Source organism: Flavobacterium hiemivividum (assembly GCF_004349145.1).
Lineage (GTDB): Bacteria > Bacteroidota > Bacteroidia > Flavobacteriales > Flavobacteriaceae > Flavobacterium > Flavobacterium hiemivividum.
The window spans coordinates 74,825-97,812 of record NZ_SMFO01000001.1; the positions used below are offsets into that span (position 1 = coordinate 74,825).

General features: G+C 34.6%; 24 protein-coding genes. 12 read left to right on the forward strand and 12 right to left on the reverse strand.

The window, feature by feature from the left end; all coding sequences use genetic code 11:
- Window positions 1-17: 17 nt before the first annotated feature.
- The 4 genes from E0F98_RS00320 to E0F98_RS00330 all read left to right on the forward strand — a co-directional run bounded on the left by E0F98_RS00320 (window position 18) and on the right by E0F98_RS00330 (window position 4,769).
- A complete protein-coding gene (locus E0F98_RS00320) occupies window positions 18-1,634 on the forward strand; it encodes an ABC transporter substrate-binding protein (protein WP_132108096.1) in 1,617 nt (538 codons plus the stop codon).
- Between the two features lie 7 nt (window positions 1,635-1,641).
- The gene (locus E0F98_RS16235; protein WP_262708983.1) at window positions 1,642-1,764 is read left to right on the forward strand and encodes a hypothetical protein; all 123 of its coding nucleotides are present in this window, start codon (window positions 1,642-1,644) and stop codon (window positions 1,762-1,764) included.
- 60 nt (window positions 1,765-1,824) lie between these two features.
- The gene (locus E0F98_RS00325) at window positions 1,825-2,226 is read left to right on the forward strand and encodes a hypothetical protein (RefSeq protein ID WP_132108098.1); all 402 of its coding nucleotides are present in this window, start codon (window positions 1,825-1,827) and stop codon (window positions 2,224-2,226) included.
- A gap of 512 nt (window positions 2,227-2,738) precedes the next feature.
- Entirely contained in the window at window positions 2,739-4,769 is a 2,031-nt protein-coding gene (locus tag E0F98_RS00330; protein WP_132108100.1) for a S9 family peptidase, read from the forward strand.
- A gap of 227 nt (window positions 4,770-4,996) precedes the next feature.
- Here E0F98_RS00330 and E0F98_RS00335 read toward each other — a convergent pair whose 3' ends face one another.
- From E0F98_RS00335 to hisS, 9 genes are all read right to left on the reverse strand, one after another.
- Window positions 4,997-5,794: a Cof-type HAD-IIB family hydrolase gene (locus E0F98_RS00335; protein WP_132108102.1), complete on the reverse strand. Its 798-nt coding sequence runs from the start codon at window positions 5,792-5,794 to the stop codon at window positions 4,997-4,999.
- A gap of 94 nt (window positions 5,795-5,888) precedes the next feature.
- On the reverse strand, window positions 5,889-6,107 hold the full coding sequence (locus tag E0F98_RS00340; protein WP_132108104.1) for a putative signal transducing protein: 219 nt from the start codon (window positions 6,105-6,107) through the stop codon (window positions 5,889-5,891).
- Window positions 6,108-6,123: 16 nt separating this feature from the next.
- Entirely contained in the window at window positions 6,124-6,774 is a 651-nt protein-coding gene (locus tag E0F98_RS00345) for a DEAD/DEAH box helicase (protein ID WP_132108106.1), read from the reverse strand.
- A gap of 93 nt (window positions 6,775-6,867) precedes the next feature.
- Window positions 6,868-8,031 carry a sigma-54-dependent transcriptional regulator gene (locus tag E0F98_RS00350; protein WP_132108108.1) on the reverse strand — a complete coding sequence of 388 codons (1,164 nt, stop codon included), beginning with the start codon at window positions 8,029-8,031 and terminating at the stop codon, window positions 6,868-6,870.
- Window positions 8,032-8,102: 71 nt separating this feature from the next.
- Window positions 8,103-9,419, reverse strand: a complete 1,317-nt coding sequence (locus E0F98_RS00355; protein WP_132108110.1) for an ABC transporter permease — start codon at window positions 9,417-9,419, stop codon at window positions 8,103-8,105.
- Between the two features lie 61 nt (window positions 9,420-9,480).
- Window positions 9,481-10,404 carry an ABC transporter ATP-binding protein gene (locus tag E0F98_RS00360; RefSeq protein WP_132108112.1) on the reverse strand — a complete coding sequence of 308 codons (924 nt, stop codon included), beginning with the start codon at window positions 10,402-10,404 and terminating at the stop codon, window positions 9,481-9,483.
- 128 nt (window positions 10,405-10,532) lie between these two features.
- On the reverse strand, window positions 10,533-11,657 hold the full coding sequence (dnaJ, locus tag E0F98_RS00365) for a molecular chaperone DnaJ (RefSeq protein ID WP_132108114.1): 1,125 nt from the start codon (window positions 11,655-11,657) through the stop codon (window positions 10,533-10,535).
- 57 nt (window positions 11,658-11,714) lie between these two features.
- Window positions 11,715-12,293 carry a nucleotide exchange factor GrpE gene (locus tag E0F98_RS00370; protein WP_132108116.1) on the reverse strand — a complete coding sequence of 193 codons (579 nt, stop codon included), beginning with the start codon at window positions 12,291-12,293 and terminating at the stop codon, window positions 11,715-11,717.
- Window positions 12,294-12,618: 325 nt separating this feature from the next.
- A complete protein-coding gene (gene hisS / locus E0F98_RS00375; protein WP_132108118.1) occupies window positions 12,619-13,989 on the reverse strand; it encodes a histidine--tRNA ligase in 1,371 nt (456 codons plus the stop codon).
- A gap of 178 nt (window positions 13,990-14,167) precedes the next feature.
- Between hisS and E0F98_RS00380 the strand changes: the two genes are divergently transcribed.
- Window positions 14,168-15,412 (forward strand): ABC transporter permease, encoded by a 1,245-nt coding sequence (locus E0F98_RS00380; RefSeq protein WP_132108120.1) that lies wholly within the window; start codon window positions 14,168-14,170, stop codon window positions 15,410-15,412.
- A gap of 181 nt (window positions 15,413-15,593) precedes the next feature.
- Here E0F98_RS00380 and prmC read toward each other — a convergent pair whose 3' ends face one another.
- Window positions 15,594-16,448, reverse strand: a complete 855-nt coding sequence (gene prmC / locus E0F98_RS00385) for a peptide chain release factor N(5)-glutamine methyltransferase (RefSeq protein WP_132108122.1) — start codon at window positions 16,446-16,448, stop codon at window positions 15,594-15,596.
- 44 nt (window positions 16,449-16,492) lie between these two features.
- Window positions 16,493-16,978: a GNAT family N-acetyltransferase gene (locus E0F98_RS00390; protein WP_132108124.1), complete on the reverse strand. Its 486-nt coding sequence runs from the start codon at window positions 16,976-16,978 to the stop codon at window positions 16,493-16,495.
- A 119-nt stretch (window positions 16,979-17,097) separates the two neighbouring features.
- Here E0F98_RS00390 and ribD point away from each other — a divergent pair, with 119 nt between their 5' ends.
- Genes ribD through E0F98_RS00405 form a run of 3 tightly spaced genes read left to right on the forward strand, consistent with a single transcriptional unit; the run spans window position 17,098 to window position 19,378 of the window.
- A complete protein-coding gene (ribD, locus tag E0F98_RS00395) occupies window positions 17,098-18,141 on the forward strand; it encodes a bifunctional diaminohydroxyphosphoribosylaminopyrimidine deaminase/5-amino-6-(5-phosphoribosylamino)uracil reductase RibD (RefSeq protein ID WP_132109316.1) in 1,044 nt (347 codons plus the stop codon).
- A complete protein-coding gene (locus tag E0F98_RS00400) occupies window positions 18,134-18,736 on the forward strand; it encodes an HAD family hydrolase (RefSeq protein WP_132108126.1) in 603 nt (200 codons plus the stop codon). The genes ribD and E0F98_RS00400 overlap by 8 nt, the downstream gene beginning before the upstream one ends.
- 9 nt (window positions 18,737-18,745) lie before the next feature.
- Window positions 18,746-19,378, forward strand: a complete 633-nt coding sequence (locus E0F98_RS00405; RefSeq protein ID WP_132108128.1) for an IMPACT family protein — start codon at window positions 18,746-18,748, stop codon at window positions 19,376-19,378.
- A 16-nt stretch (window positions 19,379-19,394) separates the two neighbouring features.
- On the opposite strand, the gene E0F98_RS00410 is transcribed toward E0F98_RS00405, so the two are convergent.
- Window positions 19,395-19,802 (reverse strand): acyl-CoA thioesterase, encoded by a 408-nt coding sequence (locus E0F98_RS00410; protein ID WP_132108130.1) that lies wholly within the window; start codon window positions 19,800-19,802, stop codon window positions 19,395-19,397.
- Between the two features lie 195 nt (window positions 19,803-19,997).
- On the opposite strand from E0F98_RS00410, the gene dnaA reads away from it, so the two are divergent.
- The 4 genes from dnaA to E0F98_RS16240 all read left to right on the forward strand — a co-directional run bounded on the left by dnaA (window position 19,998) and on the right by E0F98_RS16240 (window position 22,922).
- Window positions 19,998-21,425 carry a chromosomal replication initiator protein DnaA gene (dnaA, locus tag E0F98_RS00415; protein WP_132108132.1) on the forward strand — a complete coding sequence of 476 codons (1,428 nt, stop codon included), beginning with the start codon at window positions 19,998-20,000 and terminating at the stop codon, window positions 21,423-21,425.
- 7 nt (window positions 21,426-21,432) lie between these two features.
- On the forward strand, window positions 21,433-21,900 hold the full coding sequence (locus E0F98_RS00420; RefSeq protein WP_132108134.1) for a low molecular weight protein-tyrosine-phosphatase: 468 nt from the start codon (window positions 21,433-21,435) through the stop codon (window positions 21,898-21,900).
- A 103-nt stretch (window positions 21,901-22,003) separates the two neighbouring features.
- Entirely contained in the window at window positions 22,004-22,726 is a 723-nt protein-coding gene (locus E0F98_RS00425) for an SAM-dependent methyltransferase (RefSeq protein ID WP_132108137.1), read from the forward strand.
- A gap of 67 nt (window positions 22,727-22,793) precedes the next feature.
- The gene (locus E0F98_RS16240; protein ID WP_262708984.1) at window positions 22,794-22,922 is read left to right on the forward strand and encodes a hypothetical protein; all 129 of its coding nucleotides are present in this window, start codon (window positions 22,794-22,796) and stop codon (window positions 22,920-22,922) included.
- The last annotated feature ends 66 nt before the right edge of the window (window positions 22,923-22,988 follow it).

A 22,988-nucleotide genomic window follows, 5' to 3' on the forward strand; every position in this document is an offset into this window, starting at 1 on the left:
GTACAATATTCTTTAAAATGAAATCAATAATTCACTATATATCAACGCTTTGTATTGTATTAACATTTGTTTGCTGTGGAAAAGACAGTGCAGAAAATAAAGATCATCTTGTTTTTCGATACAATGAAAGTTCTAATATCACTTCTCTTGACCCTGCTTTCTCAAAAGTACAATCGAATATCTGGGCTTGCAACCACATTTTTAACGGTTTACTACAACTAGATGACAGCTTAAATATTCAGCCCGATATTGCCAAAACCTGGACTATTTCGCCCGATGCAAAAACCTATACTTTTACGTTGCGAAAAGACATTTATTTCCAAAAACACATCTTATTTGGTAAAGACAGCACCAGAACCGTAACCGCCTCTGATTTTGAATACAGCTTAAACAGATTATTAGACGAAAAAGTCGCTTCTCCTGGTGGTTGGGTTTTACAAAACGTAGAAAGTTTCAAAGCACAAAATGACAGCATTTTTGAAATCAAATTGATCAAACCTTTTCCTGCTTTTCTCGGTTTAATGACCATGAAATATGCATCGGTTGTACCAAAGGAAGTGGTTTCCCATTATGGAAGTGATTTTCGTTCACACCCAATAGGAACTGGCCCTTTCCAAATGAAATTATGGGAAGAAAACGTAAAACTAGTGTTGCGCAAAAATCCTTTATTCTATGAAAAAGACGAAGATGGTAATGCGTTGCCTTATCTCGAAGCTGTTGCTATTACTTTTTTACCAGACAAACAAAGTGGCTTTCTACAATTCATACAAGGGAAATTAGATTTTACTTCAGGGCTGGATCCTTCTTATAAAGATGATATTTTGACTCAAAAAGGAGAATTGCAACCCAAATATAAAAATGAAATCAACCTGATTACTGGGCCATATCTTAATACGGAATACCTTGGATTTAGAATGGATGGCGACGACAAAGCAGTATTAGACTTACGCATTCGTCAAGCAATGAATTACGGTTTCGACCGTCAAAAAATGATTACTTATTTGCGAAATAATATGGGAACTCCAGCCATTAACGGAATTATCCCGGCAGGATTACCGAGTTTTAATAATGCTAAAGGATATACCTACGATATCGAAAAAGCTAAAAAGTTAGTTAATGAGTACAAGAAAGCTACAGGCGATAAGAAACCAGTAATTCAATTAAGCACAAATGCATCTTATGTAGATATTGGAGAATTTTTGCAAAGAGAATGGCAAAAAATAGGATTAGATGTTCAGGTAGATATCAGTCCGCCTTCTACGTTGCGTCAAGCTATTTCAACCGGAAAAGTTTCTTTTTTCAGAGCAAGCTGGATTGCTGATTATCCTGATGCCGAGAATTATTTATCGCTTTTTTACAGTAAAAATTTCTCTCCAAACGGGCCCAATTATACCCATTTTAAAAATACAGAATTTGATCGTTTATACGAACAAGCATTCAAGGAAACTGATGACGAAAAGCGTTATATTTTGTATCAAAAAATGGACAAAATTATCATTGATCAAGCACCTATAATCCCTTTGTTTTATGACAAAGTTGCCCGATTCACCAGAAAAGAAGTCAGTGGATTAGGGATTAATCCTTTGAATTTATTGAGTTTGAAAAAAGTAAAAAAGAGCAGCCCTAAATCGTAACATACAAATGAAAAAAGCTATTGTATTTTTTATATTTTTCCAAGCAGTAACCTCAAATGCACAGAATGCTATTGAATGGGACGGTACCTACGAATTGCAGATATCTGATTTTCAGTCAAATGCTACGTAAATTGGAAGTGAAGTTAGTATCACTAGTATCCACACCGCTTCAAGTCTAGATTTCGCATTTATGATGAACAATGTAGAGTTTATGTTTACCAAAAACTTTAACTCCAAGGTAAATTGCTCGTTTCAAAGAGACGCAGCCTCTTTAATTGCTCCAGATGCCATTACGGCGAACAAACTATTGGATTTTGCTCGCTATGAATTTGATTTATCTGAACTCTATGCTCGTAAACTGCGCAAAGAAATCTACGAGCAAAAAGGAACTTTTTCTGATGTTAGCTTTTTAAAAGCTATATACGACCAAATACAAAAACAATATACCGAAGAGCATGCCACGGCTGCAAAAAGCACTAATTTGGGTCTTGAAACAGCAAAACTTACCGCCCTCCGCACCGAAGTCTCCAAACAAATTCAGAACTATCCTGACTTTTGTAAAACTTGCAAACCACCTAAGAAAAAGAAATAAAACCTCTAATTCAAAATAAATTCCCTCACTATCTACAACTCCATAATCATTATTTAAAGCGACAATAACAATCCATTTATCTCTTAAATCTGCTGTAATGTGATCGCGCCAAATTCCGATTATAGTTTGATAGCCATTCCATTTCGATCGAGCTCAAATACTTAATATCGCTATGACGAAAACCAAGTTATTTAAAGTGTAAATCCTCATTATAACTTCAAAGCAACTATTTCGAAAAAATACTAAGTCATTATTCTAATATAAATGGCCAAAACCTTCCCACATAGAAATTAGGAAATCATTACTATTTCTAACAAATTTGATTGAAAACTGAGCAGTAAAAACTATTTTAGGTTATATTAAATATTAATAATCAAGTATTTACATAATTTACTACATTTACATATGTGCAATTGTAGTTTGCAAGATTACAAAGTACTCAATAGAAACAAGACAATAATATTCTATCTGTTTCTTAAATAGTAATAACTAACCATTTTAAAATTTGAACTATGAAAAAACAATCCTTATGGCTATTTGTATTCCTAATTTCAGTTAGTACTACAATTGGGCAAACTGCAACAAATCCTACAACTCCAATTTTAGATAGAGAATTATTTTTTGGTAATCCCGAAATTGCTGGCGGACAATTAAGCCCAGATGGAAAATGGATTTCATTTATGAAAGCATACGAAGGAATAATGAATATTTGGGTCAAAAAATTTGACGAACCTTTTAGTAAAGCACGCCCTCTTACCGATAGTAAACGCCCGATGCGTGGCTATTTTTGGTCATACGACGGAAAATACATTTTATATGTAAAAGATGAAAACGGCGACGAAAATATAAATATTTTTGCAGTTGACCCAATGGAGACAGTAGAAAATAATTCCGTTCCTACCTCTAGAAATATTACTCCTTTAAAAGAAATTACAGCTCAAATAAATTTAGTCAGCAAGAAAAATCCAGATATAATAATAGTGTCACTAAATGATAGAGACAAAGCTTGGCATGATTTGTATCAACTTAAAATTTCGACAGCTGAACTTACCAAAATATATGAGAATAAAGACAGAGTTACCGGTTATGACTTTGACTGGGATGAGAACCTGAGAGTGCTCTCTAAAACTGACCAAAAGGGAACTACCACATTCTTTAAAAAAGAAGGAGCTAAACTGACTCCCATTTATGAAACTTCAGTAACAGAGCAAGCTTACATTGCCAGCTGGACTCCAGATAATAAACAAGCCTACTTTGTAACTAACAAAGGAGACTTAGACCTTTCGACCCTCTTTTTAATGGATTTGAGCACTCAAAAACTAAAAAAAATAGAGAGCGATCCAAAGAACAGAGTAGATTTTGGAAATCTCACTGTTAGCGACGTAACTAGAGAATTAATTTCTACATCTTATACTGATGACAAGACAGAATACGTCTGGAAAAATAAAAAACGGGAAGCAAGTTATAAGTTTTTACAATCAAAATTTCCTGGAAGAGAGATTGGTTTTCAAAGTCAAACTACTGATGAAAAGAAATTTTTAGTATCCGTCTCTGGTGATAAATATGCTGCTGAAGTCTATTTTTTTAATTCAGAAACCAGAGAATTGTTACTGCAATATGTTCCAAGACCCGATTTAAAGAAAGTGGAAGCGTATTTAGCTCCTATGAAACCTATTTCTTATAAAAGTAGCGACGGCCTAGAAATTACAGGATATTTAACACTGCCAGTAGGAAAAGATAGTGAAAATTTACCAACAGTAATTCTAGTTCACGGTGGACCAAAAGGCCCAAGAGATAATTGGGGATATAATTCTATCGCTCAGTTTTTGGCAAATAGAGGATATGCCGTTTTACAACCCAATTTTAGAGCAAGCGGCGGTTATGGAAAAAAATTCTTAAACGCAGGAGACCTAGAATGGGGGAAACTTATGCAAGACGATGTCACTTGGGGAACTAAATATTTAATTTCAAACGGTATTACAAACAAAGACAAGGTGGCCATTATGGGTGGAAGTTATGGCGGTTATGCTACTTTGGCTGGCTTAGCTTTTACTCCAGAATTATATACATGTGGCGTCGATATTGTGGGGCCAAGTAATATATTTACATTATTAGAGTCAATACCCGCTTATTGGGAAGCCGGAAGAGCGTTTTTATATGGAATGGTTGGCGACCCAAACACTGAAGCTGGTAAAAAATTAATTCATGATGCTAGCCCACTTTTCAGCGCAGACAAAATTGTAAAACCATTGCTGATTATTCAGGGAGCAAACGACCCTAGAGTTAAAAAAGCCGAAGCAGAACAAATTGTGGTTGCGTTGCGAGACAAAGGCAAGCAAGTATCTTACATTTTAGCCGATGATGAAGGTCATGGATTTGCAAAACCAGTAAATAACATGGCTATGTATGCAGAAATCGAAAGATTCTTAGCTAGCATTTTAGGTGGTCGCTTTCAAAAAGAGATGCCAGAAAATGTAGCCAAGCGTCTAGCTGAAATGACTGTTGATATTAATACCGTAACTTACGATCCTAAAAAGAAATAAAAGGAACAAACTAAAATCTCCGATAATTCACATGAATTATCGGAGATTTTCTATTAAGGAGATTTCATTAATGGAAGCCGTTGAATCAATATAAAATTCAATCCATCCTTCATATGCGTAAAGGTCATTATATAGTGCAAAAGCCAATCCAGATTCCATTTCATATCATTTCCAGAAAGCTTTTCTATAATTTAAAAACCTCTGATATTTGGAGTAGAGGAAAAACCTTAATTCAAAATAAATCTTCGCACAACCTCAGCAACTCCATGATCATTATTTGAAGCGACAATTACATTAGCTCTGTCTCTTAATTCAGGAGTAACGTTATCGACCCAAACACCCAATCCAGCATATTCTATCATCGTCAAATCATTTCCAGCGTTCCCTACTGCGATGATTTCGCTTTGGCGAATACCCAGTTTCTCCGCCAATATTTTAATACTTGCTGCTTTATCTATGCCATTTGGCGCCACTTCCAAGAAAAAAGGCTTCGACATACTCACGCTCAAATGAGGCATGGCTAGTTTTAAGGCTTTCTCTACTTCTTTCAGGTAACTTGGCTCTTCAAGCAAAATGCACTTGACAGCCGATGAAGTAACAGCAGCTTTGAAATCCAAAACTTTATTGTGTGACAAACCTGTAATGTGCAACTCAATATCGATGTATTCTGAATTCGTTTCACTCAACACTTTACCATCTAGATAAGTAATGATATGGGTTTTGCTTTTTATACTGTAGTCATATAATTTATGTATTTCTTCCTGAGTCAAGGATTGTTCGAAAATTACTTTGTCTTCTTTTAAATCCGTAATTACAGCTCCATTATAAGAAATCATATAGGAATTATCCATTTTCAATTCCTTGGCATAAGCCGCCATTGCAGGAGTTGGTCTTCCAGACGCTAAAATAACATAAACTCCTTTTTCCTGAGCTATAGCAATCATTTCCTTATTTTCATCCGAAATTTTATGGTCGTCAGTCAACAAGGTATCGTCCATGTCTAAAACCAGCATCTTATATTTCATTCTCTTTTTTTATTTTTATACAACCATTAAAAAAGAAAACCCTGATATCAAAAAAGACATCCAGGGTTTAAATCTATAAAATAGTTATTCTTTATTAAATACTTAACCTAAATTCTTCGATAATTGGATTTGCTTTTGCAAAATCAGTTTCCTGTATAAAAATCTCAACAGCAGAACCCGAACTTCCAAAACCCGCTAATCTAGCCGATTGAATATTATCTTTCATCACTGTATCAACACCTGCAGCTTCAATCTTTTCTTTTAAAGCCATTGCTAATATTTCGCTTCCTGAAAACACTTTCATTAATCCCATCTTACTTTATTTTAAATTATTTTGTAGTCTCTTCTTCCTCGTCCTCTTCTTCGCCTTCTTCTATTTCGAATAAATAAGGCTCTACCATCATTTTGTCAGCAAGACTTTCTATTCGCTCTGTAAGTCGTTCGGCGAATATAATGCGTTGCGTTTTATTGATGCTATTTGACATGCGCATCAGTTTAGTTTCATGGCGCAATTTCAAAATAGGATCAGTGTCATCAATAATAAACATTTTCAATCTATTTACATTAAAACCAGCCGTCGTAAACATTTCGTTCAACTTAATTGGTGTTCCTATCAATACATCAACTCCACCAGAGATATAGTTTTTATCATATTCCATATCACCTCTATCGTGAACTCCATAAACGACCAAATCAGTATATCTTTCGAATTTCTCGAAGATAGCCTCCATTTCTAATACCTTGGCTTTATCTTCTACAATAATCAAAGCACGAGGTGATTGTTCTCCCTCACAAACCAGTTGCTGGATCACATTGATAACAATTGTAGTCGATTTACCGCTTCCTTTTGGCGCAATAATAATACAGTCTGCACCACTTTTTAAAGTAGAAAAAGTTTCTTTTTGTAAAGTGTTGGCTTCGGTTAAACCGTTATCAACTAATCCTTCACGTAACTTTTCGTTTATTTTCTTTAATTTCATTTCTTATTTATTTCACAAAGATTCTCAAAAGTGACTCTAAAAACCACAAAGAATTTTATTTATTTATCGAATATTATTCAATAGAATTATTATTTATTTACTAGCAAACAGCTTGACATCATTTTCAGAAATCTCGCTTCCGCCAAGGATAATCAAGCGCTCCACTACATTGCGCAATTCTCGAATATTTCCTGTCCAATCGTATGCCTGCAGTAACTTCACAGCATCTCCAGAAAATTTCTTCACAGCGTTTCCTTGTTCTGAAGCAATTTTGGAAGCAAAATGACAAATTAACATCGGAATATCTTCGCGTCTGTCGTTCAATGAAGGAACTTTGATCAAAATCACTGCCAGTCTATGGTATAAATCCTCACGGAAACGACCTTCGGCAATTTCGACTTTCAAGTCTTTATTGGTAGCTGCCATTACGCGAACGTCAACCTTAATATCTTTATCTGCTCCTACTCTTGTAATTACACTTTCTTGTAATGCACGTAATACTTTGGCTTGAGCCGAAAGACTCATATCACCAATTTCATCCAAGAAAATAGTTCCTTTGTCGGCAGCTTCAAATTTACCTGCGCGATCTTTCACTGCAGATGTAAACGCTCCTTTTACGTGTCCAAACAACTCACTCTCTATTAATTCAGATGGAATCGCTGCACAATTCACTTCGATTAAAGGAAAGTTAGCACGCTCACTTTTTTCATGTAATTGATGCGCTACTAATTCTTTACCTGTACCATTTGGTCCCGTTATCAAAACTCGAGCTTCAGTTTCGGCTACTTTATCTATCATGATCTTGATATGATTAATTGCTTCACTTTCGCCAATCATCTCGTAGTTTTTACTGACTTTTTTCTTTAAAATCTTATTCTCAACCACCAGCTGTTTTCTGTCCAATGCGTTTCTAACTGTATTCAACAATCGGTTTAAATCAGGTGGTTTTGATATATAATCAAACGCACCTAATCGCATTGTATTAATTGCCGTTTCCATATCGCCGTGACCCGAGATCATAACGATTGGAATTTCTGGTTTTATTTTTTTGACAGCTTCTAGCAATTCAACACCATCCATTTTCGGCATTTTTATATCGCACAAAACAAGATCGTAATCGTTATTTTTTATTTTTTCAAAACCTACGATACCATCTTCTGCATCTTCCACCTGATAGGTATCGCTCTCCTCAGAAAGTATTTTTGAAAGTACTCTTCTAATAGCTGCTTCGTCTTCTATAATTAATATTTTACTCATTTATCTTTTAATTATTAGCATTTGGTTTTTGAAGTTTCGAATAACCGAAGCTACGAGCAACCAAATAAACTTTAATATTTAAGCCATTTGTATAATTCTTTCCAGGTAGGTTTCTTTCCGTACATCAAGATTCCTACACGATATATTTTTGCTGCAAACCAAACTACTGAGAAGAATGTCGCAAATAACAAGGTTACGGAAATGGCAATTTGCCACAAAGGTACGCCAAACGGAATTCGCATCAACATAACTATAGGCGATGTGAGCGGAATCATCGAAAATACAACGGCCAAAGTACCGTGCGGATCATTCATTACACTAAAAAACCCTACATAAACACTCAGCATTAAAGGCATTATGATAGGCAGAAGAAATTGTTGCGAATCCGTTTGATTGTCTACAGCAGCACCGATCGCGGCATAAAAAGAACTGTATAGAAAGTACCCTCCAATGAAATATACTACAAAACCGATGAGCATGCTTGCGATTGGCAAGTTCCACAATTCTTTGATATACATTTGTACAGTCCCAGACAATTCATGTTGTGCATGTTCCATCAATTCAGGAGAAACTCTTGCTGTTGGCCCCACATTTACTCCAAAAAATATTGAAGCGGCAAACATTAGCGAAAGTCCTATTATAGCCCATATAAAAAACTGAAGAATTCCAGCCAATGAGGTTCCGATAATTTTACCAATCATTAATTGAAACGGCTTTACCGATGAAATAATAATTTCGATAATACGATTTGTCTTTTCTTCGATCACACTACGCATCACCATATTACCATAAATGATAATAAACATCATAATTAAGTAACCAAAACCACCACCGATGGCAATTTTTATTTCATTAAGTCCTTTTACACTTTCCTCTCCTGAGGCTTTCGCCAAGCTTATATTAACCTTTGACTGAGCATTTCTAATCGCCAAAGTATCTAAGTTTGCTTCGACTAGATTCGTTTTGGTAATTTTGTTAGCGACAATATCCTGCACCTTTTCGATAAAAGAAATACTAGGACTACTATTCGATATGAATTGTATTTTACTTTCAAAATCAGCAACATTATTCGATTTTGGAATTAACAATAAACCCTCATAACTTTCATTTGTGATACTATCCTTGAGGAATTTCGAATCAATTAATGATAAATCCAGGTATTTAAATTCACTTTTCGAATTGTTTTGCGCTATAAATTCTTGCACAAATAATCCTGATTCGTCGTGAATCGCAATTCGTTTAGTCTCCGCTTTCATCGAACTTAAATACCCTACAAATGCGGCGATAGCTACAAATAGCAGCGGACTTAAAAAGGTCATAACTATAAAAGATTTATTACGCACTTTGGCAACAAATTCTCTTTTTATGATTAATGAAATAATACTCATTTCAATTTGTGATTTATGCTTTTAGGTTTCAGTAATCTAAAAACATTGCATTAAAAATTATTTACTTTTCGCTTACCGTTTGAATAAAAATATCATTTACACTTGGGATTTTTTCCACAAAATGAGTCACTTGTCCTCTTTGCGTCAATACCTGTAACAATTCATTTGGCAGGGCATTCCCAAGTTGGATTTCGAGTTTTAACTCTTTTCCAAGCGATTTAAAATTTGCTGGAGATACCGTAAATTTTTGAGTGATATCATACATCAACTTTTCAACGTTATCGGATACAATTCCTACTTCGAAGCTATTGCTTTTAAATTGTCTTTTGACATCGTCTAACTTTCCTTCAATAAGTTTATTTGATTTGTGGATCAAAGCAATATGATCACACAATTCTTCTACACTTTCCATACGATGTGTAGAAAATATAATTGTAGCGCCATCCTCTCGGAGCGCCAGAATTTCGTCTTTGATTACATTAGCATTTACAGGGTCAAAACCAGAAAAAGGTTCGTCAAAAATCAGCAATTTAGGTTTATGCAAGACACAAACGACAAACTGGATTTTCTGAGCCATTCCTTTAGAAAGTTCTTGAATTTTTTTATTCCACCAACCTTGAATTCCTAATCTATCAAACCAATATTCCAATTGCTTTTTAGCTTCTGCTTTTGACAGGCCCTTCATTTGAGCGAGATACAAGCATTGCTCGCCCACTTTCATACTGGTGTATAAACCTCTTTCTTCAGGAAGATAACCGATGTATTGTACGTGTTTTGGCTGCAGTTTTTCACCATCAAGGATAATTTCACCACTATCAGGTAAGGTAATTTGGTTTATTATTCGGATTAAGGATGTTTTTCCGGCGCCATTTGGACCTAAAAGTCCATAAATACTGCCTTTGGGAACTGTTAATGAAACTTCGTTAAGCGCCACGTAATCACCATATTGCTTTACGACTTTATTGACTTCAAGTAGAGTACTCATGCTAAAATTTGAATTTGTGTAAAAGTAAATAATTAGTAACGAAATTGATATAATTGTTACATAAAAAAAACCCATCCTTATTTTCACAAGGATGGGAAACTTATTTTAATTTTTAACCTTTATAAAAATTAAGAAAACATATCTTTTACTTTCTCGAAAAATGATTTATCTGATTTTTCAGGATTTGGAATAAAATGCTCGTCATTGATATTATTTTCGAAAAATGACTTTTGCTCTTTATTCATCGTTTTCGGAGTCCATACATTTACATGCACTAATAAATCACCACTTGCGTAGCCATTTATATTTGGAATACCTTTTCCTTTAAGCCTAAGAATCTTACCAGATTGAATTCCTTCTTCTAATTTAATTCTAACTTTTCCGTTAATGGCTTCGATATCTTTAGAAACTCCAAGAATAGCTTCAGGAAAACTAATGTATAAATCGTAGTGCAAGTTCTCTCCTTCACGTTTCAAAAATTCATGCTCTAATTCTTCGATAGCGACAATTAAATCTCCAGGAATACTGTTTCCAGGCGCATCGTTTCCTTTGTTAGAAACTTTTAACTGCATCCCATCAACTACACCCGCAGGAATTTTAATTGAAACCGTTTCGTCTTCAACAATCATCCCTTGAGAATCTGCTTCTGACGGTTTTTTATCTAAAATCTGACCTGATCCATTACAAGTAGGACAGGTAGATGCTGATTGCATTCTTCCAAGTATGGTATTAGTAACGCGCATTACTTGCCCTTGCCCATTACAGGTAGAACATGTTTTATAAGACACACCTGGCGCTTGAACTTTACGTTTTACTTTTACTTTTTTCTCAACGCCATTAGCAATTTCTTCTAATGTCAGTTTCACCTTGATTCGTAAGTTACTTCCTTTAGTTCTGCGTTGACCTCCGCCACCGCTGCTAAATCCGCCACCGCCACCAAAGGCGCTACCGAAAATATCACCAAATTGACTGAAGATATCGTCCATGTTCATTCCTGCATGTCCGCCGCCTCCGCCAAAACCTCCAGAACCATCAAATGCACTATGACCCATTTGGTCGTATTTTGCTTTTTTATTCGGATCGCTTAAAATTTCATAAGCTTCAGCAGCTATTTTAAACTTTTCTTCTGCCGATTTGTCTCCAGGGTTTTTGTCAGGATGATACTCAATAGCTTTTTTTCTGTAAGCTTTCTTTATCGCTGCTGCATCAGCACCTTTTGAAATCCCTAATACTTCGTAAAAATCTTTTTTCATCTTTATTTTTTCTTATGAAAGTATAGAAGCATTTAAAAATGTCTATACATGTTCACATTACTGTCCTACCACCACTTTTGGAAATCTAATAATCTTATCTCCTAGTTTATATCCTTTTTCAAGAACATCAACAATTTTCCCTTTCATCTTATCAGAAGGTGCAGGTATTAATGTAATCGCTTCAGCAAAATCAGCATCAAATGCATCACCCGCTTTAACTTCGACTACCTCTAATCCTTTTGAAACTAGGGTGCTTTTTAATTTTTCATGAATAAGTTCCACTCCTTTTAAAAGCAACTTGTCCTCAGATTTACTTATTTCAACCATTGCTCTGTCGTAATCGTCTAAAACAGGCAGCATAGCTAAAAGCACTTCTTGATTTGCAGTTTTATACAATTCAATACGCTCTTTTGAAGTTCTTCTTTTATAATTTTCAAATTCTGCAAATAATCGTAAATATTTATCTTTCTCTTTCGCTAAGTCTTGTGCCAATTGCTCTTCAACACTTAACTCATCAGCAACAATTTGCTCTTCAGTCGTATTGTTATCTAATGTTACCTCGTCCATCTCTTTATCGATTTCTGTATTTTCAGTAGTCATATTACCCTTATTTTTAAAAATATTCTTAAACTTCATTTTTTATACTTTTCTTTGGATTGCAAAAGTACTGCCAATTCTACCTAAATGTCAAATTGTCATTCTTTTTTTTTAAAATACCAACTATTTCCAATGGAGAACATTATAGCCTATCTTTTTTACTTTAAAATAAATTTTAAGACTTTTTTAAGACTTTAGTGGTTTAATTTCTTTATGTTTGTTACTGGTTCTAATCTGAATTGCATTTTTAATTTGTTAAAAACAAATAGAAGACTGGTTCCTAAACAATTATTAATTCGTGATTACCTCATATCAAAAAAAGCTTTGTTTTTCAACAAAGCTTTTTTTATGCCTAAAAATAAATCTATAACAGTGCCTTTTTCAAACCTTCAAAGTCAAGTACAACTTGCTCGCCGCTAATTAAGTTCTTCAGCGAAAAAGAATTTGAGGCTATTTCCTGTTCTCCTACAATTACTGCATAAGGAATATTTCTCTTGTCAGCATGTTGAAACTGCTTTGCCATTTTTGCATTATCGGGATATAATTCTACTTTTATACCTTCAGCTCTTAATTTTTGAATCGCTTGTAAAGCATAAAATGCTTCGGCATCACCATAATTAATAAACAGCGCTTTAGAAGTTGCCGTTACGGTCTCTGGGAAAAGATTCAATTCTTCGACAACTAAATAAATACGATCTAATCCGAAAGATATTCCAACACCACTCATATTCTTTAATCCGAAAATTCCGGTCAAGTCATCATATCGACCACCACCACCGATGGAACCCATAGCCACTTCTTTTGGTGGAGCCACTTCAAATATTGCTCCTGTATAATAATTTAATCCACGCGCAAGGGTTACATCAAGATCTAATATCGCTGATGACAATCCTAGTTTAATTACGTTTTCACAAATGAAACGCAATTCTTCGACTCCTCTCATCCCTTCTTCTGAAGAAGCTAAAAGCAGCGCTAATTTTTCGATTTTTTCTGTAATAGAACCCGTAAAATTAAAAAGAGGCTGCACTTTCTCGATCGCTGCAGCTCCAATTCCTTTTTCGATCATTTCCTTTTTTACACCATCCTCACCTATCTTATCTAGTTTGTCAAGCGCAACGGTAAAGTCAATCAATTTGTCCGAAGCTCCAATAACTTCCGCTATTCCAGATAATATTTTTCTGTTGTTAATTTTGATAGTAGCTCTTTTCAAACCTAATTCCGTAAAAACAGTATCATAAAGTTGAACTAACTCTACTTCTTGCCATAATGATTTCGAACCAACCACATCAGCATCACATTGAAAAAATTCTCTAAAACGTCCTTTCTGAGGTCGGTCTGCACGCCAAACTGGTTGGATTTGGTATCTTTTAAACGGGAATTCGATATCATTTTGATGTTGTACCACATAACGAGCAAATGGAACCGTCAAGTCATAACGCAAGGCTTTTTCAGAAATACTAGATGTAAGCTTTGTACTGTCTTTATTTTCTAAATGTGCTGCATTGGCTTTCGCCAAATAATCTCCAGAGTTTAAAATTTTAAAAATCAGACGATCGCCTTCTTCTCCGTATTTTCCCATCAAGGTATCTGAATTTTCAAACGATGGTGTTTCTATCGGTTGAAAACCAAATTTCTCAAAATTACTTTTAATAATTTGGATGATATATTGACGCTTTGCCACCTCAGCAGGTGAAAAATCTCTTGTTCCTTTAGGGATGCTCGGTTTTGATGCCATTATTTTTTATTTAAGATTTATTATTTAGGATTCGGGATTCAATCGATTGGTCATAAAATCCCAATCTTTAAACTACCAACTCGTAAATTCAGCTTGCAAATATCTTATTTTTTTAAATAAATAATCCTCCTTCCAAAACAAACTTGTAACAAAAATTGTATTTTCGTGTCAAACAACTATGATGTTAAATTTATTCAAAGAAAATGTACGAATTGCTTTTGGCTCTATTAGAACCCAAATATTGCGTACCTCACTCACCGTATTAATTATCGCTATAGGAATTACAGCTTTAGTGGGTATTTTGACCGTAGTTTCTGCTCTGGAAAACACGATTTCTTCTGATTTTGCTTCTATGGGTGCAAATACTTTTAATGTCAAACAATATGAAAACACAGCGCAAAGACAAGGAGGAGAAGAACGTGAAATTATAAATCCTATTATCTCCTATCCCGAAGCAGTCGATTTTAAAGATAAATATGACTTCCCATTTACAGAAACTTCCCTTTCATTTACAGCAACTTCTACTGCAGAAGTAAAATATGAAGCCACCAAAACAGATCCCGAAATTGCTGTTGTGGGTGTTGACGAATACTTCATGACTAATTCTGGTTTAGAAACAAGCTTAGGGCGAAATTTCACCGGTTTTGACATAGAGAATAACAACTATGTATGTATCGTAGGCTCTGATTTTGGCAAAGGACTTCTTAAAGACGTTAACCCTATTGACAAAACAATCTCGATACGTGGCGCAAGATTCAAAGTCATTGGTATCCTGAAAGAGAAAGGTTCCACTTTTGGTAATAAGCAAGATTTAAGAGTTTTAATTCCCATACAAGTCGCAAGATCTCTATTTACCGCACCCAATATTAATTACACGATGAGCATCATGGTTTCCAATAGTGAATTATTAGACCAAGCCATCGATCACGCCGTAATTACAATGCGTAATGTTCGAAAGTTAAGTCCGGTAAGAGATAATAATTTTGGGGTAGTACGCAGCGACGATCTTATTAACAGAATCCTTGGTATCACAAAATACCTTGGCCTCGCTTCCTGGCTTATAGGAATTATTACCGTTTTAGGATCTTCTATTGCTTTGATGAACATTATGATTGTATCAGTTACCGAAAGAACAAGGGAAATAGGCGTCCGAAAAGCGTTAGGTGCCAAAAGATCTACCGTCGCCATTCAGTTTTTTATAGAAACCTTACTCATTGGTCAAATGGGCGGAATAGTGGGAATAATTCTAGGAATCTTAATAGGTTTTGGGATTGCAACAGCTTTAAGCTTTGCATTTGTCATTCCTTGGGGAGCAATTCTTGCTGCTTTTTTTACCAGTTTTATGGTGGCTATTGTGTCTGGATTATATCCAGCGATTAGAGCGGCGTATCTAGATCCGATTGAAGCTTTACGATACGAGTAAAGTTTAAGTTTTCTGATATGAAGTATCACTAAAAGGAAACTAATCGATTGCTTTTAGAAGACGGTAATTGTCATTCCGACAAAAGAGGAATCTTATCAAACTGCTCACGAAACGGAGATTCCTGCTTCGTCGGATGACAAGAGGAGTTTTTTTTTGAATCTGAAAACAGCTTCTGAAAATCTTAAATTGTCCCTCGAATCATTCGATCATTGCCGTAAATATCTTTTCGCAATTCAATGTTTTTGAAATTCATTTCAGTAAGCAATTCGACCATTTCTTTTCCTAAATATTGATTGATTTCGAAGAAAAGCCGACCATTTTCCGAAAGGTTTTTTTGTGCCAATTCAGTAATTTTTCTATAAAAAATTAAAGCATCGTCATCTTCCACAAAAAGTGCCAAATGCGGTTCATTGTCCAAAACATTTTTCTTGATTTCCTGTTTTTCTAAATTTCGAACATAAGGAGGATTAGAAACTATAATGTCAAACTGCTGATTTAAATCTTCGGTTTCCAGAATATTCTGCGAGAGGAAAGTAACATCAACTTCGTTGAGCGTTGCGTTTCTTTTGGCTGTAGCCAAAGCATTTTCGGAAACATCAATTGCGTACACCGTTGCATTCGGAATATTTTTTGCCAATGAAATCGCAATACATCCACTTCCTGTTCCAATGTCCAAAATTTTTAAACCTTTAAATCCTTCGGTCTTTGAATTTTCTTTAACAATCCATTCTACCAACTCTTCAGTTTCCGGTCTCGGAATCAATACCTTTTCATTTACTTCAAAGTCCAATCCATAAAAACTAGTTTTCCCCAGCAAATACTGAATTGGGATTTCTAACTTCAATTGTTCCAAGATCCAATTCCAAACTACGATTTCTTCATTCGAAAAAACCAACTCAGGATCCAGCGCCAGATCAATTCTTTTTAGCTGACGCTTTTCTTCCAGTATCAGGTAAAAAAAACTTTCGGCTTCGCCTTCTCCGTGAATTGGAGACAGAACTTGAATAAATTGACTTCTATATTCTTTGATTTTCATGGTGTATTTATTGCTTTATGAATTTAAAACTCATAATTCCTAACTTATAATTTCTTCAACATCCATACCGGACAAGAAACATGTCCCGTACTTCCCATAGGCGCATCTATATATTCAAAACCCGATTTTCTATACAGCTTTTGAGCATCATGCATAAATGGCATCGTTTCCAAATAACAATTTTCGAAACCAAAACCTTTGGCACTTTTAAGACATTCAGTCATTAGCTGACCACCTATTCCTTGACCTCGTGTTTCTGGTAAAAAATACATCTTCTGTAATTCACAAATCGTATCAGCTTCATTTTCCAAAGGAGCGATTCCCGCCGAACCTACAACTTTCCCATCTTTCTCGACAACATAATAAACGGATTGTGGCTTGTTGTATTCCTCATACATTAAATCTAAATAAGGATCTGCGTATGCCGTTCCTACTTTTGGGATATTCAACTCATCAAAAACAGCTCTTATTAACTGCGCAACAGCTGCATTGTCTCTTTTTTCGATCTTTCTAATAATCCAATTTTCCATGCTATGTAACTGCTTGTTTGTAAAAACACAAAAATAGAAATTGTTATTGTTATATTTAGATGTTTCAAAACTAATCCCAAACTTTTTAGGCTCCGCTCAAAAATAACTACTTTTGCATGGTGAAAACAGATGAAAAATACATACGAAGATGCATCCAATTAGCCCAAAACGGCTTAGGAACAACCTATCCCAATCCGATGGTCGGCAGTGTAATTGTTTATGAAGATACAATTATTGGGGAAGGCTGGCATAAAAAAGCAGGAGAACCGCACGCCGAAGTCAATGCGATAAATTCAGTAAAAGATAAATCCCTTTTACAAAAAGCTACGATTTACGTGAGCTTAGAACCCTGTAGTCATTTTGGAAAAACACCGCCCTGCTCTGATTTAATTGTAAAAAATAAAATCCCAAAAGTAGTTATTGGTACTGTTGATCCCAATGTAAAAGTGGCAGGAAATGGAATAAAAAAGTTAGTTGAAGCGGGAATAAATGTAACTGTAGGTATTCTTGAAAATGAATGCAATGAGCTGAACAAACGATTTTTTACTTTTCATCAAAAGAAAAGACCTTATATCATTTTGAAGTGGGCCGAAAGTCAAGACGGCTTCATTTCCCCGAAAGAAAAGTCAGAACAAAAACCAGTTTGGATCACAAATACTTACTCCAGGCAATTAGTTCATAAATGGAGAAGTGAAGAACAAGCAATTCTTGTGGGAACACAAACCGTTATTGACGATAATCCAAAATTAGATGTGAGAGATTGGACTGGAAAAAATCCTACTCGAATCGTTTTAGATCGAAACAATCGAATAGAAAAAAGCTGTAATATACTTGATAATCAGTCTAAAACACTGTTTTTTTCGAAAGAAAAAACGAATAACGACAAAGAAAACCTTATATTTGAAATCCTAGATTTTGAAAAAAATATCGCAAGCCAAGTGGCAGATGCCTTGTATAAACATCAAATTCAATCGGTGATTATTGAAGGCGGCCGACAAACAATACAAACTTTCATTGATGCTAATCTCTGGGATGAAGCACGAATTTTTAAAGGCAATATCCTTTTTAAAGAAGGAACAGCTGCTCCAATACTAAACGGGATTTATTTTAAAAAACAGTTAATCGGCCATGATGAGCTCATAATAACCAGAAACCATGATTAATGCAATTATTTTTGATTTTGGAGATGTCTTTATTAATTTAGACAAACAAGCTACTATCGACGGACTTAAAAAATTAGGTCTTACCGAATGGAATGCCGATTTGAACCAGTTAAACATACAATATGAAACGGGGCAAATATCAAGAGAGAACTTTGTTGGAGGTATACAAAAACACATTCCTAACGCTAGTTCTGAAGAAATCTTAAAAGCTTGGAATACGGTTTTGCTTGATTTCCCTTTGTATCGATTGGAGTTTCTACAGATGTTATCGAAAAAATACCGCTTGTTTTTGCTCAGTAACACAGATGCCATTCATATCGAAACATTCGAACAAAATAACGGCCCTTCCTTTTACGGTGATTTTTACAAATGTTTTGAAAAAGTATATTTTTCTTTCGAAATAGAGATGAGAAAACCAAATCCTGAAATTTACACCTATGTTTTAAACAATCATGATTTGCAAGCAAAACGCACGCTTTTCATAGATGATAAAAAAGAAAATACTGACGCTGCGCTATCATTAGGATTGCACGTTTGGAATTTACAAGTGGGCAAAGAAGATGTAGTAGACTTATTTACTAAAAATTTAATTTAGAAAATACTTTTGGAAATTAACGACACCTACAATACCATCGAATTTGAATCGGAAGAAATACTGCACAAAGAAAAGAATAGTAAGTTTTTTGGATATGCCTTTCCCATTCAATCAGAAGAGGAAGTAAGAACCATTATTGAAGGTTTAAGAAAAAAGCATCCCAATGCAGGTCATTTTTGTTATGCCTATCAAATTGGCCCTGAAACACTTTCCTACAGAGCAAACGATGATGGAGAACCAAGCAATAGCGCAGGAATGCCTATTTATGGTCAAATACAGTCATTTTCTCTTACAAATACACTTGTGGTAGTCGCTAGAATTTTTGGAGGCGTTAAACTAGGTGTTGGCGGATTGATTTCTGCTTATAAAACCACCGCACAACTCACGCTCGAAAGCAGTGTAATTATCGAAAAAACTATTGATATCAATTATCTTGTTTCCTTTGATTACAAAAACATGAATAAAGTGATGCGAGTAATTAAAGAAAAAAAGCTCGAGATTGTAAATCAAGAAATGGAGATGAACCAAGAAACTGGATTACCAATTGGAAAAATCGAATTTAAAACACGAAAAAAAAATGCCAAAATGATTTTCGACATTTTCAATTCAATATTTGAAATAGATATAAAAATTAAAGAATAATAAATTAAAAATTCTACTAGTTTTCTATTTTCAAAATCTTTTCTGTTACATACTCAGGAGGAACCGTTGGTCGAGCCGTTTTCATGTTCACAAATACTAAAATTGAGTTGGCAATTGTTAACAACTCTTCCTTCTCATTGTAAATTTCGTAATCAAACTCAATCTTAACAGAAGTCTGACTTTTAAATATAGTTTTTACTCTTAAAAGGTCATCGTAACGAGCTGGTTTTTTATAATTTATATTCAAGGAAACTACCGGAAGCATAATTCCATTTTCTTCCATCCATTTGTAAGAAACCCCAAGGTTTCTAAGCCATTCCACGCGTCCCATCTCAAAATACTGAGCATAATTTCCGTGATAAACTACCCCCATTTGATCCGTTTCTGAATACCTTACTCTTACGCTAAATTCATGTTCTTTCATACAATAATCTATTTACTTTTTTATACTATTTTACTTTCTCTTTACTACTTACAACAATAATTCTACATAATCAACCCCTTAATATTTTTTTTTACAGAAAATTGTTCACATATTTGTTACCCCGAAAAATAGTGTTTTTTTAAGCATTATTTAATAAGACAACGATTACTAAATAAAATAATTTACATAGAATTTATGAACAAAACTGCTCAATCAGTATGGGAAAACTGTTTGTCTTTTATAAAAGACAACATCCAAGACCAAGCGTTTAAAACTTGGTTTGAACCTATTAAGTCAGTTGAACTTACCGATAACGCATTATACATTCAAGTACCAAGTAAATTTTTCTACGAATGGTTAGAAGAACACTATGTAAAATTATTAAAGGTAGCCTTAACTAAAGAACTTGGCAAAAACGCAAAGTTACTTTATAAAATCAAGATGGAAAACACTCATGGCAATAAACAACCGTTTACGGAACAGTTGCCAAGTGCAAATAGGGCACCTATGAAACCCCAAAATATTGATGCTCCTTATAAAAATCTAGATCCTGAATTAAAGAATCCTTTTGTAATTCCTGGAATTAGAAATTTAAAAATTGAATCTCAACTGAATGCGAACTATAGTTTTGATAATTTCCTTGAAGGAGACTCAAACAGACTAGCTCGTTCAGCAGGTATGGCAGTTGCCAACAAGCCAGGTGGAACTTCATTTAACCCTTTATTAATATTTGGTGGTGTAGGATTAGGTAAAACACACCTTGCACATGCTATAGGTGTAGAAATTAAAGATAAATATCCTGAAAAAACAGTTTTATATATTTCAGCTGAAATTTTCACCCAACAATATATTGACTCGGTAAAGAAAAATAACCGAAATGATTTTATTCATTTCTATCAACTTATTGATGTTTTAATTATCGACGATGTACAATTCCTGTCTGGTAAATCAGGAACTCAGGATGTCTTTTTCCACATCTTCAATTATTTGCATCAAAATGGTAAACAGGTTATCCTTACTTCTGATAAGGCACCTGTTGACATGCAAGATATCGAGCAACGTTTATTGTCCCGATTTAAATGGGGACTATCAGCAGAATTGCATCAACCGGATTATGAAACAAGAATTTCTATCTTGAAAAACATCTTGTACCGAGATGGTGTTGAAATTCCAGAAGAAATTATTGAATATGTAGCTAGTAATATTAAATCGAATGTTAGGGAACTAGAAGGAGCTATAATCTCTTTAATCGCTCAATCTTCTTTCAATAAAAAAGAAGTAACGATCGAATTAGCAAAAAGCGTTGTTGAGAAATTTGTTAAAAATGTAAAACGCGAAATTTCTATCGATTATATTCAAAAAACTGTTTCCGATTACTTCCAATTGGATTTAGAAACTTTACAATCGAAAACTAGAAAAAGACATGTGGTTCAAGCAAGACAGCTAGCTATGTTCTTTGCTAAGAAATTTACAAAAGCTTCTTTGGCAAATATCGGGTCTCAAATTGGAGATCGTGATCACGCGACTGTATTACATGCTTGTAAAACCGTTGACAACCTGGTAGCTACTGACAAACAATTCAAGAAATTTGTTGAAGATATTCATAAAAAATTAACGCTATAAACGCAACATGTCCGTAAAAATTTTAATGGTTTGTTTGGGCAATATTTGTCGGTCACCTTTGGCCGAGGGTATTTTAGCTTCAAAACTACCCGCAAATAAATTTACTGTTGACTCAGCAGGCACAGGTTCTTGGCATATTGGCCACGCTCCTGACGCCCGTTCAATAGCTACGGCAAAAAATAACAACCTAGATATTTCCAACCAAAAAGGCCGACAAATCGAAGAAGCTGATTTTGATAAATATGATTATATCTATGTTATGGACACATCTAACTATAGTGATGTACTCGAACTTACCGACAATCCAGAACATCACGCCAAAGTACAAATTATCTTAAACGAGTTGTATCCCAACGAAAACGTAGATGTTCCAGATCCTTATTTTGGAATGGCAAACGGATTTGAAATCGTGTACGGCATGCTTGATGAAGTATGCGATATCATAGCTAATAAATTAATAGCTAAGCACTCGTAAATTAGCAATCCTTATATTTTTTTTGTCGAAAAAAAACTCACTCTCTATTTAATCCTGTATTTTTGTCGAATAATGCAGATTGAAAAACATAAACAACTCTATAATGAAATCAGCTACTCTTTTAGGAAAACTATATTTAATTCCTACAACCATGGGAGAATGTGACCCGATGGATGTTTTACCACAAACCGTAAAAAGAACAATAGATTTCATTGACTATTATATCGTTGAGAACGAAAAAACAGCACGTAAATCAATTAAGGAAGTTCATCCTGATAAAAAACAATCGGAGTTAATTCTTTTTGTTTTGAATAAACGTACCGAGGTAAAAGAACATCAAGATTTCATTCAACCTTTATTAGAAGGTAAAAATGTTGGTCTAATGAGTGAAGCCGGATGTCCCGGTGTAGCAGATCCCGGTGCTGTGATTGTTAAACTGGCGCACGAAAAAGGCATACAAGTAGTACCATTAGTAGGACCTTCTTCGATTCTTTTGGCTATGATGGCTTCAGGAATGAATGGGCAAAGTTTTACATTTCACGGTTATTTACCTATAGACAAAGACGAAAAAAGAGCTAGTTTTAAAACTCTAGAAAGAACGTCTTTCGAAAAAAACCAATCTCAAATTTTTATTGAAACTCCCTACCGAAATAATAACTTACTAGAAGATTTATTACAGACGTTGCATCCCGAAACCCATTTATGCATCGCCACAGATATTACGTTGCCAACAGAATACATCAAAACAAAGAGAATAGCGGCTTGGAAGAAAGAGACAATCGACTTGCATAAACGCCCAACGATTTTCATTATACATAAAATGTAAATTTTAGATTACAAAAAATCTCTTTTTTTTATATATTAGCATTTCTAAATCTTCAAACTATTTAAAAATGAAAGTAACCGGTAGAGATGTTCGCGTATTTGCTTTAGGAATCCTAGCTTATCTGATTTTTGAATCCATCTCCAATTGGGAAGAATCAAAAATAGCCTTTCTGTCGGGCTATTATGGAGTTAATTAAGAGTTCCCGAATTAGTGCAGACGCTTTTCTATTTTTAGCACAAACAGCTTAAAAGATCACTTTACA

Coding starts and splice junctions, on each gene's coding strand:
- E0F98_RS00420 (WP_132108134.1), top strand. CDS start 21,433: ATGTCCGTAAAAATTTTAATGGTTTGTTTGGGCAATATTTGTCGGTCA.
- E0F98_RS00345 (WP_132108106.1), bottom strand. CDS start 6,774: ATGAAATTAAAGAAAATAAACGAAAAGTTACGTGAAGGATTAGTTGAT.
- E0F98_RS00370 (WP_132108116.1), bottom strand. CDS start 12,293: ATGAAGTTTAAGAATATTTTTAAAAATAAGGGTAATATGACTACTGAA.
- E0F98_RS00320 (WP_132108096.1), top strand. CDS start 18: ATGAAATCAATAATTCACTATATATCAACGCTTTGTATTGTATTAACA.
- prmC (WP_132108122.1), bottom strand. CDS start 16,448: ATGAAAATCAAAGAATATAGAAGTCAATTTATTCAAGTTCTGTCTCCA.
- E0F98_RS00350 (WP_132108108.1), bottom strand. CDS start 8,031: ATGAGTAAAATATTAATTATAGAAGACGAAGCAGCTATTAGAAGAGTA.
- hisS (WP_132108118.1), bottom strand. CDS start 13,989: ATGGCATCAAAACCGAGCATCCCTAAAGGAACAAGAGATTTTTCACCT.
- E0F98_RS00325 (WP_132108098.1), top strand. CDS start 1,825: ATGATGAACAATGTAGAGTTTATGTTTACCAAAAACTTTAACTCCAAG.
- E0F98_RS00360 (WP_132108112.1), bottom strand. CDS start 10,404: ATGAGTACTCTACTTGAAGTCAATAAAGTCGTAAAGCAATATGGTGAT.
- E0F98_RS00335 (WP_132108102.1), bottom strand. CDS start 5,794: ATGAAATATAAGATGCTGGTTTTAGACATGGACGATACCTTGTTGACT.
- E0F98_RS16235 (WP_262708983.1), top strand. CDS start 1,642: ATGAAAAAAGCTATTGTATTTTTTATATTTTTCCAAGCAGTAACCTCA.
- E0F98_RS00425 (WP_132108137.1), top strand. CDS start 22,004: ATGAAATCAGCTACTCTTTTAGGAAAACTATATTTAATTCCTACAACC.
- E0F98_RS16240 (WP_262708984.1), top strand. CDS start 22,794: ATGAAAGTAACCGGTAGAGATGTTCGCGTATTTGCTTTAGGAATCCTA.
- dnaJ (WP_132108114.1), bottom strand. CDS start 11,657: ATGAAAAAAGATTTTTACGAAGTATTAGGGATTTCAAAAGGTGCTGAT.
- dnaA (WP_132108132.1), top strand. CDS start 19,998: ATGAACAAAACTGCTCAATCAGTATGGGAAAACTGTTTGTCTTTTATA.
- E0F98_RS00355 (WP_132108110.1), bottom strand. CDS start 9,419: ATGAGTATTATTTCATTAATCATAAAAAGAGAATTTGTTGCCAAAGTG.
- E0F98_RS00380 (WP_132108120.1), top strand. CDS start 14,168: ATGATGTTAAATTTATTCAAAGAAAATGTACGAATTGCTTTTGGCTCT.
- E0F98_RS00330 (WP_132108100.1), top strand. CDS start 2,739: ATGAAAAAACAATCCTTATGGCTATTTGTATTCCTAATTTCAGTTAGT.
- E0F98_RS00400 (WP_132108126.1), top strand. CDS start 18,134: ATGATTAATGCAATTATTTTTGATTTTGGAGATGTCTTTATTAATTTA.
- E0F98_RS00410 (WP_132108130.1), bottom strand. CDS start 19,802: ATGAAAGAACATGAATTTAGCGTAAGAGTAAGGTATTCAGAAACGGAT.
- E0F98_RS00340 (WP_132108104.1), bottom strand. CDS start 6,107: ATGGGATTAATGAAAGTGTTTTCAGGAAGCGAAATATTAGCAATGGCT.
- E0F98_RS00390 (WP_132108124.1), bottom strand. CDS start 16,978: ATGGAAAATTGGATTATTAGAAAGATCGAAAAAAGAGACAATGCAGCT.